This is a genomic window from Shewanella fidelis ATCC BAA-318 (assembly GCF_000518605.1).
Lineage (GTDB): Bacteria > Pseudomonadota > Gammaproteobacteria > Enterobacterales > Shewanellaceae > Shewanella > Shewanella fidelis.
The window spans coordinates 59362-73300 of sequence record NZ_KI912462.1 but is presented as its reverse complement, the minus strand read 5'-3'; the positions used below and the strand labels follow the sequence as shown (position 1 = coordinate 73300).

9 protein-coding genes are annotated in these 13939 nt (G+C 44.9%); 2 read left to right on the top strand and 7 right to left on the bottom strand.

The features are described from left to right. Positions 1-187: 187 nt before the first annotated feature. From L884_RS0120810 to L884_RS0120780, 7 genes are all read right to left on the bottom strand, one after another. Entirely contained in the window at positions 188-2494 is a 2307-nt protein-coding gene (locus L884_RS0120810) for a hypothetical protein (protein ID WP_156925733.1), read from the bottom strand. An 85-nt stretch (positions 2495-2579) separates the two neighbouring features. Further along, positions 2580-3224 carry a DMSO/selenate family reductase complex B subunit gene (locus L884_RS0120805; protein WP_028769298.1) on the bottom strand — a complete coding sequence of 215 codons (645 nt, stop codon included), beginning with the start codon at positions 3222-3224 and terminating at the stop codon, positions 2580-2582. An 11-nt stretch (positions 3225-3235) separates the two neighbouring features. After that, complete coding sequence (locus L884_RS0120800; protein ID WP_028769297.1) at positions 3236-5863, bottom strand: molybdopterin-dependent oxidoreductase; 2628 nt, start codon at positions 5861-5863, stop codon at positions 3236-3238. 9 nt (positions 5864-5872) lie between these two features. Next, positions 5873-7570, bottom strand: a complete 1698-nt coding sequence (locus L884_RS0120795) for an MtrB/PioB family outer membrane beta-barrel protein (RefSeq protein ID WP_028769296.1) — start codon at positions 7568-7570, stop codon at positions 5873-5875. A 9-nt stretch (positions 7571-7579) separates the two neighbouring features. Beyond that, positions 7580-8443, bottom strand: a complete 864-nt coding sequence (locus L884_RS0120790; RefSeq protein WP_028769295.1) for a DmsE family decaheme c-type cytochrome — start codon at positions 8441-8443, stop codon at positions 7580-7582. A gap of 683 nt (positions 8444-9126) precedes the next feature. Next, on the bottom strand, positions 9127-10248 hold the full coding sequence (locus tag L884_RS0120785) for a mandelate racemase/muconate lactonizing enzyme family protein (RefSeq protein WP_028769294.1): 1122 nt from the start codon (positions 10246-10248) through the stop codon (positions 9127-9129). A gap of 3 nt (positions 10249-10251) precedes the next feature. Next, complete coding sequence (locus L884_RS0120780) at positions 10252-11859, bottom strand: BCCT family transporter (RefSeq protein WP_037411387.1); 1608 nt, start codon at positions 11857-11859, stop codon at positions 10252-10254. A 521-nt stretch (positions 11860-12380) separates the two neighbouring features. On the opposite strand from L884_RS0120780, the gene L884_RS0120775 reads away from it, so the two are divergent. Next, on the top strand, positions 12381-12716 hold the full coding sequence (locus L884_RS0120775; RefSeq protein WP_028769292.1) for a UxaA family hydrolase: 336 nt from the start codon (positions 12381-12383) through the stop codon (positions 12714-12716). Then, on the top strand, positions 12713-13894 hold the full coding sequence (locus L884_RS0120770) for a UxaA family hydrolase (RefSeq protein ID WP_028769291.1): 1182 nt from the start codon (positions 12713-12715) through the stop codon (positions 13892-13894). Before L884_RS0120775 ends, L884_RS0120770 begins: the two co-directional genes overlap by 4 nt. Positions 13895-13939: the final 45 nt, after the last annotated feature.

The following is a 13939-nucleotide window of genomic DNA, read 5'->3' as shown; positions in this document are numbered from 1 at the left end:
TGTTTCAATAATAGAAATTATGTCAGATATTCTCTTGTGTATACAGGTGTGTTTGATTGAGATTTGATCTGGGTATGATTTTTTACTAATTGGTATTAGTTATTTGTTGGGACGCAAACATCTAGGTAAGAAAAAGCCCAGCTCAAGCTGGGCTTTATTGCCTTTGTTAGCAACTAGTTGTTATTGATTAACGATTGTCGCCAGTGTACTTGTAGAATTCAAGACCAGCTTCATCACCAAGGTTACAATAGCTCGTTGTACCAAAGTAAAGCTCTCCACCAACTTTAGAATAGTTACGGATACCGTTGTTACAAGTGTTACCGAAACCATATTTGTCTACGATAGTTGCAGGGTTTTGACTATCTTCAAACACTGCTAACCAGCCGCCACGACCAGCTAGATCATCATCTTGGTTTTGTTCTTTTACTGCATTATACAAAAAGTATGCAGGATTGTTTTGTACGACACGCTCTTCACCAGCCATGCCGCCATCGGTTGGGATTGGATTTAAAAGCTTAGACATAATTAAGGCTTGTTTATGTGCCTCTTCTGGACTCATACCGTCGGCTATAAATTGAGCGTACATTTCATCATAAATACCTTTTTCAGTTTCCTGGCCAATCTGAGCCGCGATATCATTTGGATTAATAACCTCTGTACCTAAAGCTACTTTATTATGGCTATCAGGATGCTTATAACCCTCAATACCATTTTCGAAGATATCGTAAAGACCTGCTGTTGCATTCCAAGTACCCAAGAATAGCTTGCCGTCATGCTCTGTCATGGTGAAAGCATAAACTAGGCCTTCATGGCCAAAGCCTTCTTTACCAAATAGTGGCTTTTGCCCCATTTTGTTTGGCTGCATTTCAAAATGGTAACCATCTTTACCATCATCAACAAACACCCAGTCTTCTTCATTACCATATAAGAGTTCAACATCATCGACACTACCATCTACGATATCCTCAGTCTTTATTCGGAACAGAGAAAGGGCGCGCCAAGTCTTCATCATAAACTCATCATGCTTAGCTATCGTTAGCTCGTCTTGCTGTTGAATACTATTTTTTAGTTCACATAGTGAGCCTTCTTCAATTGGAGTGCCGTCGTCATTGAAGCCAACTGTTACGCAGTGTTTCTTTATCAGATGATCGTAAGCGCCTGATGTACCTTGATGATATGAACCAAAGTACAAGTAACCGTCATAAAAAGCTTGTGCAGCAAGTTTCGAACCATGGGCGGCAGTTGTATCGGGATCGTATTGATCGTACTTAAAGAAATCTTTGTAACTTGCCTTGTTTTCTGCTGTAAAGCCTGAGTCCGGCATTTTACTTGTATATGGTTTGGCTGCTGCACTGCCAGTAGGGTTGTACCAGCTAGACATGACTAGACGGTTGTCGCCATCTTTGTCTTGGAATATGTCGACGTCACCAACAACCCCATAATCCAGGAAGCTGTCATCAGAAACAATGTCAAAGCCGTTGCCTAGAGACCCGCCTTTTAGCGGTTCATCTGGTGTACCAACCCAGCGCAACATTTGGTTTTTAGCCACACCAGCTTGTCCGCCTGATTGATCTGGACCACCAAACCAATACATACCTTCACTGCCATCTTTATGTTCAACTGTGATAAAGCGACGAACGGTGTCATAGGTAAATTCAGCGTAACCTAAGTATTCCATCTCTGCTTCGTTAAAGACGAATAGACGGTTGTAACCAATTTTTGGAGAGTCGCCTTTATTGACCATGTCTGGATCTGGTGTGGTTAGATAGCCCATGACGAAAACAAGACCCTGTGACTGACCGTTACCTCGGAAGCTAAATGGGTAGCGAGTTTGGTCGTCCTCTAGAACAAGATCGCCACTTTCATCAAGTAACCAGCCATCTTCGTCAACTAATTTAGGATCTGTACCTTCAGGTGCTTTAACAGCATTCTTAATACCGATTTCATGACCATGGAAGTCCATCATATCGGCCCAGTACTGCTCACCATTTTTAACAGTCTTGTCATTAAGGTGAATGTTTTCACCTGTTGCTGGATCAAATACAAATGCTTGTGCATCTGGCATTTGGCCAGTAGGTGCCATAAGCTGACAAGCTTGACGCTCGGTTTCATAGTTCATCAATGCCATTGGCATAGCCATAGATACCATAGGCCAGTAACAATAAACCGAGGTAGCAGCGCCATACCAAATTTTAGTTTCAGTTGCTGTACTAGCTAAAACATACTGGGAGTTAATCCATGGTTCTGCGCCATTTGGCATCGGGCGGCCTGCATTATATTCCTGATAGTTTAGCTCGTTACGTTCATCGTGTAGCCCAAACCAAGCACCATCAGGTGTGGCTTTATAAGCTCGCTCAAATGTGACTTCAAGCGGAGCAGCTGGAACAGGTACTTCAATTTCTACCGTTTCTTCATCGCTACTACAAGCAGTCATGCCAAGGGTAAGTGCTGTGGTGATAGATACAGCGAGTAGTTTTCTCATCATAGTCATCATATTTACCTTTTTATTTAGTGAGTAGCTGACGTTGGAGCTCGGCTACTCACGGATCTTGATTTGATTAAAGTTGTCTTAAAGCTGGTTACACTTCATTGGGGTTAAGTACGCTGCCGTTGGTGTCACCTGTTGGACGAGTACAAGGTGAACTACGGATCAACAAATTCGGTTGAGTGATGTTTGAATTTGGCAGTGGCGCAATATGACCAACGCCGGGAGCACCACCATATCTTGCTTGCAGTTCTGCGACTGTGCCGCAATCGAGTGCACGCTGAGAGCAAGACTGCACGCAAAAAGGTTTAAGCCCGAATTCAAGGCGTTCGAAGCAGCCATCGCACTTAGTCATCTTGCCGCGGTTAGTATCGAGCTGTGGCGCATCGTAGGGACAAGCCTCTGCACAACTTGAGCAACCAATACAGATATCATCATGGATAGCGACAATACCGTTGGCTTTTTTGTGCATGGCACCTGTTGGGCAAGCACTAGTGCACGCTGGTTTTTCACAGTGGTTACAACTCACTGAGGCGTAATAGGCAAATGAGCTTTGCTCCATGGTGCCATCGCCATTTTGGCTAAAGGTGCCACCACCGTATTCATAAACACGACGAAAGTTGCGGTCTATAGATAAGCCGCGGCCATCTTTACAAGACACCTGACAGCCTTTACAGCCATTACAGCGAGATGCATCAAAGTAAAACGCAAAAGCTTTATTTTCATTAGCTTGAGTCATAATTAAGCTCCTTATGCTTTAGTGATGCGAACGCGCACAGTGTTCATTGGATTACCTTTGGCGAGTGGAGTCGCTTTTTGGCGAGTTAAGGTGTTAGCACAACCGCCAACATCTTTGCCTGCGAGCTCTTTATGCCAAGCACCTTGGCCTATTGCGACGACACCCATAGCGATTCTTGGAGTTACTTTTGCCGCAACTTGAATGGTGCCGCGTGGGCTGGTTACATCCAGCATCTCTCCAGAAATAATGCCGAGAGTATTGGCGTCATAGGGATTAACCCAAATTGCATCTTCATAGACTTTGCGCAGTGTTGGGCAGTTGTGGAATGTTGAGTGAGCACGGCCTTTAGTGTGATAGTTCACCAGTTGCAGTGGGTAGCCGTCATCGTCTGATTCAAAGCTTTCCCAAGTCGGCACGTATTTAGGGATAGCCGATAGGCCACCTGTTGCGCCATATGCTTCGGTATCTTTTTCCCAGCCTTCGGCTGATGCCATCCATGCAATTCGTGGCGAGTAAGTTTCGACTAACTTAGACGGAGTGCTTAGCCCTGGTTTATCAGGCTTGCTGAACTCTTTTTCCATTCCAATTGCTGGCTCATCAAACGGGTGAATATAGACATAACCTGTCTTTTCATGACCTTCTAATGGAGGGAGCGTTGTATCGCCTAACACGCCATTGATCGCTTCATCTAGGAATGTTTTAGTCAGTGCTTCTTGAGTTCTGCCTTTGGTTGCATAGCCACTTAAACCAAGCTTGTCCGCTAGCATTACCATAAATTCGAACATTGGCTTACTTTCACCAATAGGCTTAATGCTTGGCACTGTTAGTACGGTTGCGTTATCAGAGGCAATGAGATCCCAGCGCTCTGTCCAAGTGGTATCGGGTAAAACAATATCTGCCCACTGCGCAGTTGGTGTCATTTGCGTGTCGATAACCACATGCATATCAAGCCCAGGTTCTTCTGGTTGTCCAGGTGAGCTTGGCTCGATGCTTAAAATCCGTTTTACTTCGTTAATATCGCCGTGCTGGTTTACTGTGTTGCCTGCGACTGTCATCAAGAATTTGATATTGGTGCCGTAAGTTTCATCGTTACTCGGATCTTTAATATCAAACTTTAGACCTCGAACCCCATCACTGCGGTTAGTCATTTCAAAGCCGCGCTCCATGGCTTCATAGGTTTTATAGGTTGGTATTTTGGCTTTAATCACAGTCGCTGGCGCTGTACCACCTAAAAAGCCTGGGAAGGTAGGGTCGGACCAAGCAGCCATTGGAATAGGAGCTGCACCAGGGCCAGCCGACGCCACCATTGGTAAGTCACCGTTGTTAGTGCCTCGACGACCAACTGCATTAAGCAGTACTGGTAATGTGTAAATCATCCGCATTACCTGCTCGCCTTGCGCTGAGCGTTGAACCCCTTGTCCTGAGCAAATAAATGGTGCACTTGCTGATAGTAGATCTTGCGCTACTTGGCGGATTTTATGAGCTGGAATTCCACATATTGGTGCAGCCCACTCGGGAGTTTTAGCATGTGTGTTAGCACCATTTTCATCGGCAAACTTACCTAAACCGAGTATGTAGTCTTTTAGGTTCTCTTCTGGATGGATGTAATCTTTATAGCCATAGTTGTCATCACTTGGGCTTAGATTTGCTGAGTATTCAGTTAATGTCTCAGCCGTTAGACCAAGAATGAATGACTCAGCAAACTGACGTTTTTCGACATGGCTGCCGTCAATGTAATAGGCGGTGAGGATTTCATGAAATAGCGCTTCAATGAACGCGCCATCTGTCATCGGGCGAATGCCAATCCAGTCATCTTCACGGCCTAAACAAGTGTCGGTATAACGCGGGTCAATATAGACAAACTTGAGGTCATTTTGCTCTAGAGTTTGAATAAAGTGGTGACCTTCACCACCGCCAGTCATAAACATTTCAACTGGGTTGTAACCAAATGATAAAACGTAGTCAGAGTACTTCATCTCAGTTACAGACGAAGAGCCCGTGCCTTGACCATAGGCAAAGTTTTTGGTGCCTTCACCAAAGGTGTAAGCGATAGCCATCTCTTTCATGCTAGCGCTATAGTAGCCATACGTTTTTTGGAAGCCGCCAAGCATATTCATTAGGCGCACATGGGGGCCCATGATTGGGTAAGAACTATGGGCAGCGCCTGAGCCATTGCCTAGCATAACAGCACGGTTACCACAGGTATCAATAGTGCTACGTAGCGACTGAGCAACCTCATTCGCAGCTTGTTCCCAACTGATCTCTTCAAACTGTCCAGAACCACGTGGACCTGTGCGTTTTAGTGGTTTAGTTAAGCGCTCAGGAGAATACACAAGCTCTTTAAGCATCAAGCCTTTAGCACACGCTTTATTGTGAATACGGCCGGTATTGAAGTTATCGTCACCTTCTGAATGTGGTTCGACACGAATAATTTTGCCATCTTTAGTAATGACTTTGAGCGGACACCAGGCCCAGCAGTTACTTTGACACTGTGCCCAAGCATGGCTTTCACCAGCGATTGGATCAGTGATAGGTTGCTCGATTGGCTTAGCAGGATCTGCTGAGTCAGAGCTACAACCTGTAACCGTTGCTACTGCGGCTGATGCTGCACTGACTTTGAGAAAGTCGCGACGTTTCATAATTGTCCCTTACAGCTTAATTGTGAAAAATGCACCGATCTTGTGGTCGGTATAATTCTGATTGAGATCAGCAATGGAATTGATGCTCTCAATCGGTTGATTGGCGTAATTCGTGTCGTAGTGGCGCTCGTAGGTGTAAGCCAGGCGAGTCGAGAAACGCGCATTGATGCGGTAATCCATATGGACTTCAGCAAGGTGTTGGTATTGGTAGTAGTCACCCATTTCGATGCTATCGACAGAGGTGTCACTGCCAGAAAACGAGAAGGTATAACTGCTGCCGACAGAGATATCGTCATTAATTTGGTATTGCTCTAGGCCAAATCCAAAGTAGCTAAACTCATCGGCAATCTCAGTGTTGTGCAACTCGAGACTGTCGATTGTTTGTGTACCTGCGTAGGCATTTAGAACTAACTGGTCATTGAAACGGTAGAAGCCGTCGAGATTGACTAGTACTTCATCAGACTTTTTCAGTGCAGAGCTATTTGAGTAGTCATCGCTGGCTAAAATAACCTTTAGGTTAGCGCCATAGTTGTTGCGGCTGTAGCCAAGACCAAGCTCAGTGCTGAGGCGGTCTCTGTCTGCTAAGTAGTATTTTTCGAAAATATCATCGCCAATACGATAATCTGAGCCGGTACGCTCACCGGTGGTGAACTTAATGTGGGAGTTAAACGCGCTTAGGCGATAATCCACACGAGCAAATAGCTCATTTTCTTGGGTTTCTTCACGGTCGCTATCGTTGCGAGTGCGGTCGTTCTGTTCAAAGCCAGCGCTAAACTTAGCACTGCCTAAACGGTAGCTTGCATCGAACCCATATTGAGTTTTACTGGTATCGATAGGCGTATTAATCGCATCGAAAAACGGGTAAGAACCACTGACATTATCGCGGTTGCTATAGCGATAAAAGCCATTGAGTTTAATTCCTGCAAAGCGAGAACTGATACGAGCGTTATAATCTAAGGTTTCAACTTCGCCATCAAAATTGGCGATAGGCACTAATGAGTTTTCTTGCTCAATGGCATCGTCTTGGATCATTTTTCCCGAGGCCGCGCTCACACTCAGGCGGGTGGTGCCGAAGTTAAGGCCACCTTTTACGCTGGCTTGCTGGGCACTGTTGTCAGCATCAACACCTGCGTTATCGGTAAAGTCAGAATTAAATGCGGCAACACCTAGGTTCCAAAAGTCACCGTGCAGCTGTACACCTGCATTCATCACCTGAGTGGTGTGGTCGATGGTTTCTAAGTAGTTAGTAGGCTTAGGGTCAACGACAGAGCTAATGCGCTGGCCTTGCTTATCTTCACTGCTTGCCTTTACAAAGGCTGTGATTAACTGGTTTTGGTATTTGGCGCCAGCACTTAACTGTTTGCGCTCCGCACCAATATCGTTGTCATCTAAGTTCCAGCGGTCGACATAAGCCAGCTCCAAGGCAAAGTCGCCATAGTAAGCCGCAGCCTTTAAGTAACCATTATCAGCACCAGCATTGTTAGCATCGACACTGAAGTGTTCACTGCGGATATCAGCATTGGCACCGTATTGGCTATCTAAGTGGGTGCTTTGCTCTGTCATTACGCCAAGGCTATTGCTGTGTTCATTAGCAACGCAGCGTTTACAGGCGTAGTCTTTTTCTATATCTAGCGGCACTGAAAAGTTTGCCGCGGTAGCGTTAACTGAGAGAACAGCGAGTGCTACTAAAGTGAGTTTAGTTTTCATCATCAGTTCCTATTTCTCAAACAAGTGGCCAGAAGGGTGGTTAGAACCGTGAATTTTGCTATGGCAATTCATGCACGATTGACCTTGAGTGAAGCCGTCTAAGTTATTGTGAACATCACCTGGATGGCCGGCTTGGCTATGGCAGCTTTGGCATAGTTGGGGCGCGCGGCTGTTAAGTAAGTTGTCATTTACCGAACCATGGGGGTTATGGCAGGTGGTACAGTCTTCAACAACAGGCGAGTGCTCCCATAGCGTAGGACCACGCTTTTCGGCGTGACAGCTGTAACAGGTGTCATTTACTGCTAGTGGGGCTTCTTGATGCGGGTTGTGGCAATCACTACAGGCTAAGTTTTCTAAGTGAGTAGAGCGTTTGAATTTGGCAGACTCTTGTTGCATATGGCAATTTGAACACTGAGCTTGAGGTTGCTTGACTGCCAACTCTGCTTGGTGAATGTTGTGACAATCGCTACAGGCTTGGTCATGAAACGGAGTGTGCTCTTGAGTATGGCAAGACTCACAAACACTGTTACGGCCTTCTACTGAGATCTCGTTGCCGAAAGTCAGCATGGGTTCATTCTTTCCGCGGTGTTTGCCTTGAGGGCCATGGCAAGCTTCACACTGCAGACCAGCCATAGGGTCTTTATTAGTATCACCGTGTGGCGTATTAAAAATTGCCATCACAGATTGAGACTTTTTATGACATGCAATACAGGTGTCAGCACCTTTGTTTGAGTATTTTGCCTCGGTGAATTTATTAACCAATACCTGCTCTAAGGGAGTACTTGCTTGGTTAGCGCTTACGCTAGGCGTAATAAAGAGTGAGCTAGCGGTAAAAGCTATTAACACTCCGATTTTTAGTAAGATTCTCATCATCTATCCCACACTTATCATTTCGAAAGAAACGCAATTAAATATCTTTAGTACTTATTTCGAGGTAATTGTAGAGACAGGTGTTTACTTTTTGAGTGATCTAGATCGCAATAGGTATACAGTTGTGTAATTTGCTGTCTTGTTATTTGAGGTTGGTCAAAAATTAGCTTGTAATCGTGATCTTAAATAAGTGCTTATTAGCAGCTATCAGGCTTGCAGATAAAATAATGGTGATTTGAGTCGAAATTTTAAGTGTTTAGAGGCGTTGATCTCATATGACAGCTTTAGCATATCGCAAGGTTGACAGGTGTAAACTTTGTTGCATATGATTTATCTCGTTTGCAATCAGACCTGCATACACCTTACCAATAGGGTGGTTAGAACCATGAGGCTAAATTAAGCGAGATATTTTGCATTTACTTTAAGTGCACTCATGGTTCTTTTCTTTTAAGCCTATCGCTTACAAAGCATAGGTGGTGTGATTATCAGACAGTGTTTGAGTTTGCCTTAAAATAGCGTGGTGATTAGAAATCTCTAGGATATGTAGTTATGAGCACTATGGAGAGTGTCATTGCTAGCTAGAATGCTTCGTATAATTAACAATATAGAATAAAAAAATGCCAGTAAGCTTAGCTTACTGGCATTGTTATTTTAGTCACTCAGTTGAACGAGCTTAAAGCGATTGATTAATTTACACGATATTTAGCAATTAACTCTTCGTCTAGCTCGATGCCTAAACCAGGTTTGTCACACACAGCAACATAGCCGTTGTCGAACTGCAGCTGGTTTTTCACTAAGCTAGTGAACAGTGGGCTGCTGCTTTGTGAGAACTCCATTAGCGTGCCGTGTTCACAAGCTGCTAAGAAGTGCACTGACGCATGCAACAAAATACCTGTGCTGAAACCGTGTGGGATCAATTGAGTACCGTTCATTTGCGCGATATCGTAGATCTTCTTCATTTCAGAAATACCACCACAACGAGTGATGTCTGGCTGCACAATATCGGCATTCGACTTAGTGATGAACTCTTGGAACTCGTAACGAGTTGTTAGTGATTCACCGCCAGCGATCTTTTGTGATACTTGGCGTGATAGCTTCTCATAGCTGATCAAGCTGTCTGCCAATACCGGCTCTTCAATCCAGTTGAGGTTAAACGCTTCTAGGCGTTTTGCCATCATGGCTGAATGACCACAGGTGTGCCATTTAGAGGCTAGGTCGATCTGCACTTCCATCTCTGGACCTGCTGCTTCACGTACCGCTTTAACGATAGCGTAATCTGTGTCTGGGTCATCGCCCATCACGCCGCCGCCAAACTTAATGCTAGTAAAACCTTGGTCTTTTAAGCCCTGTACAATCGCTACGTTATCTTCAGGCTTATCAGCCGGAATGAAAGTACCGTAACAACGGATCTTTTCACGGTACTTACCGCCTAGTAGCGTGTGTACAGGCACACCGTAGAACTGACCTGCGATATCCCACAGAGCGATGTCGATGGCACTAATGGCGTGAATACCTGCACCGCGACGACCCATGTAGTTAGAGCCCCAGTACATCTTGTTCCACAGACGCTCAATTTCTAGCGCGTTTTCACCGATCAACAGACGCTTAAGGCCGTTGCAGTAAAAGTTAGTTTGTGGCGCTTCGATACAAGCTTGAACCACTAGTGGGCTAGAGTCAGCTTCGCCAACACCCACAATACCTTTATCAGTGTGTACCTTAACGATGACGGCGTCTTCACCCCATTCACAGTCAGCATCCATTGCTGGAACGCGTAGGTGGATCACTTCAATATCGGTAATTTTTAACATGATTTATTTCTCAGCACAGTCATCAAACTTGTGGTTTGACAGGAATTTCTTTAAACCGAACATACATAGCATTAGTACGATGACAAATGGCGCAGCTGTTAGGGTTACAGCAGTTTTCAATGTATCTAAAGAGGCATTGATATACAGCATTGCTAGCGGTAATAAACTTAGCATTACACACCAGAACACACGTAGTTCACGGCTTGGATCTTGGCCTTGTTTTAGGTTCTTAGTACTTACTGCAGCTACGGTGAATGCAGTCGCATCTAAGTGAGAAGCAAGGAACAACATCATTAGTACGAAATAGAATACTGACAAGATGGTACCAAACGGTAGGTTAGCAATAAGCTGAGCTACAGCTATGTCACCAGTTGCAGTGTTTAGCAATGCAGGTGCGTTCACCACGCCGTCAACCATAGCGTCAACAGAGTAACCTGTTAGTGCACCAAAGAAGAACCAACAACCTGCGCAACCACCGGCGATAAGACCTAAAACCACCTGACGAATTGAGCGACCTTTAGAGATACGAGTAACGAAGATAGCTACCGCAGGCGTATACGTGAACCAGTATAACCAGTAGAACACTGTCCAATCTTTGTTGAAGGTGCCGCCATTAGTCGCGTCAGTAAATAGGCTCATCTCAACGAAGTTGCTTAAAGTTAGACCGAGTGAGTTAACAAAGAAGTCAACAATAAAACCTGTGTCGCCAAGCACGAGTACGATAAGTGCAAACACAAAACACATACCACATGCTGCGTGAGCGATTTTTTGTAGACCTTCAGCAATACCAATGTAAGAGCTTAGGGTAAAGGTTAGGGTGATCAGTGCTAGCAGGATGGTCTTCATCATGAAGGTATTTTCCATGCCAAACAGTTCTGCAAAACCAGTCGATACCGTGTTAACGGTAACGGTTGTGGTTAAGATAAGACCGCCAAACGTTGCGAATAGGAAGATAAGATCTAACGTGCGACCTAAAACACGGCTAGCAGTGCTGTCTTCTTTCATACCAAGAATAGACACCATTAACGATGATAGGTTAAGACCTTTAGCACGGTTAACATGGAAGTGGTACGCCATTGCGATAGACGCCAAACCATAGATAGCCCAAGGCGTAATGCCCCAGTGGAACATCACGTACGACAAGCTAGTGCGTAGCGCTTCGTTACTTTGTGCTTCGATGTTTAGACCAATACCATTGTAGTAGTAAGCCCATTCCATAAACGCCCAGTACATGGTCGCTGAACCAAGACCTGCACAGATAAACATGAACAACCAGCTCATGTTGCTGTATTCAGGTGCGCCAGCACCAAGTTTGATAGTGCCGTAACGGCTTGCAGCGATGTACAACATGGTACATACAGAAGCAAAAGCAAATAGCTGGATGAATGAACCAAAGGTATTGGTTAGTGCAGCAAAGGCTGTTTTGCCTGCAGCTTGTACTTGATCAGGGTTAAACACCAACATCAATACAACAGCAAATACAACGGCCAAACTGACCGAGATCAGCAGTTTGTCGTTTTGAACTTTTTCATTTTGCCCTTTATTGTTTTGAGCTGGGGATTGCTGGGGCGCAGTTGGTTCTGCTGCCGGTGCCGCTGTTATATCTGTCACGACTACATCCTTACTAAAGTGGTCGTGCAATTTACATCTTGGGGTAAACCGCACGGGTAATTTTATTCGGGCGGATTTTCGGCCAGATATGCAGAAAGTGACAACAATAAAAACTTATTTAGCTATTAGCAAACGTAATACTAAGAGCTAGATCACTTAGGTACTTTTAGCTGCGTGATTGCGGAAACATTAATCGATATGTAGTTATTTATCGCGCGAGGTTGAGGGGCTGTGTTAGCTGTTAACAGCTTGTTTGGTGTACAGATGAAATAGTGAGGCATGCGTCGCCTTTTGTTGGCCGAAAAACCGAGTTAAAGCAGTTTGCCAAGATTAATTTAAATAGCAGCAGTCAACTCATTAGCTGCTGTTATGAGTAAAACAGATAGCACTTAAAATGGATGCTGTATCACATTTCGTAATATGTGGCGTGGTAAGCGTGCGCAAAATGTTCATTTGCAGATTGCGTAATCAATAAAAATCGATAAATTGTCGGATTGTCCTACAATTTGATTTGAGCCAATATGAAGAAAGCCATTCAACTCGACCCAAGCGACAACGTAGCCACTTTGCTGGTTGATGCTGTTAAGGGAGACGAGATAGAAATCATCTCCGCCAATAACCAAGTGATTGATAGCGTTCGCTGCCTACAAGCTATTAGTTTTGGTAATAAGGTTGCGCTGAGTGATATTGCTGACAAACAGCTTATTACTAAAGCAAGTTATCCAATTGGTTTAGCGATTATGCCAATTCCTCGCGGCGAGCTAGTGCATGTGCAAAATGTGCGTAGCCAACGCCTCGATATTCCAGACAATATCATTGAAGAAATTATTAAACAGATGCGGATTGAACAAGCATGATGAACACGTTTATGGGATTTGGTCGCGCTGACGGCAGCGTAGGTATTCGTAATCATGTATTGATTATGGCCGTTGATGAATGCTGTGAGGGCATTGCCCGTGCTATTGCTGACAGTATTGATAATGGCATAGTGGTCACCAACTACAACACCTGTATGTATGGCGGCAACGAAGAGATGATCAACACCATGATCCACACGGGTAATAACCCCAATGTGGCAGGTGTGTTGGTGCTGGCTATGGGCTGTGGCAGTATCGATCCTGAAATTGTAGCAGCGCCAATTCGCACAACGGGCCGCGCTGCATTTTCACTGGTATGTATGAAGCAACAAGGTACTCGCGCTACTATTAACCAAGGTAAAGCGTTAGCACAAGAGCTACAGCAAGCCGCCAATGCAGCGCCGCGAGTAGAAACGCCGATTTCAGATCTCGTTATTGGTGTGAAGTGTGGCGGGTCAGATACCAGTTCGGGTATTGCCTCTAACCCAAGTGTTGGCCGCGCGGTCGATACACTAGTGGATTTGGGCGCGACTGCTATTGCCGGTGAACTGATTGAGCTGGTGGGCTGCGAAGCGATTTTACGTCAGCGCGCAGTATCGCCAGAAGTAGCCGATAAACTAGAGCGCTTAATCCATGAAGAAGAAGCACGCTGGCATGTCGATGGTGCAGAAGTAGAAACCATGAGTATTGGTAACAGTGTTGGTGGATTAACAACGTTAGAAGAAAAGTCGTTTGGTGCATTGAGCAAAACCGGTACTCGGCCAATTCAAGGTGTGTTGCAGATAAACCACCTAATACATGAAAAACCAACTCAGCCAGGATTCTACCTATCAGAAGCCACTCACTTATGTGGTAGCGCAGGTATGCACTTTGCCGCTTTGGGCGCGCATCTGATTTTATGGACAACTGGCGGCGCAGGCTTTAATAACCCTATCGTGCCGGTGATCCGTGTGAGCGGTAACCAATATTTACTAAATGAAGATATAGATATTGACGCTTCTGGTATCATGCGCGCCGAAGAAGGTGTAGAAAGTGTAGCTGAACGCATCGTTGCTAAAGTTAGCCAAGTTGCCCAAGGGCAACAAACCAATATTGAAGAGTTTGGTTATAGCTACTGTAGCCTTTATCAAAAAGATCAGCGCTTAGAAACTGTACTCCGTTTTAAGCCTAATTGTTAATGCTAGCCATGAGATAACTGTGGCGAGTTAAGCAACGCCCCTATA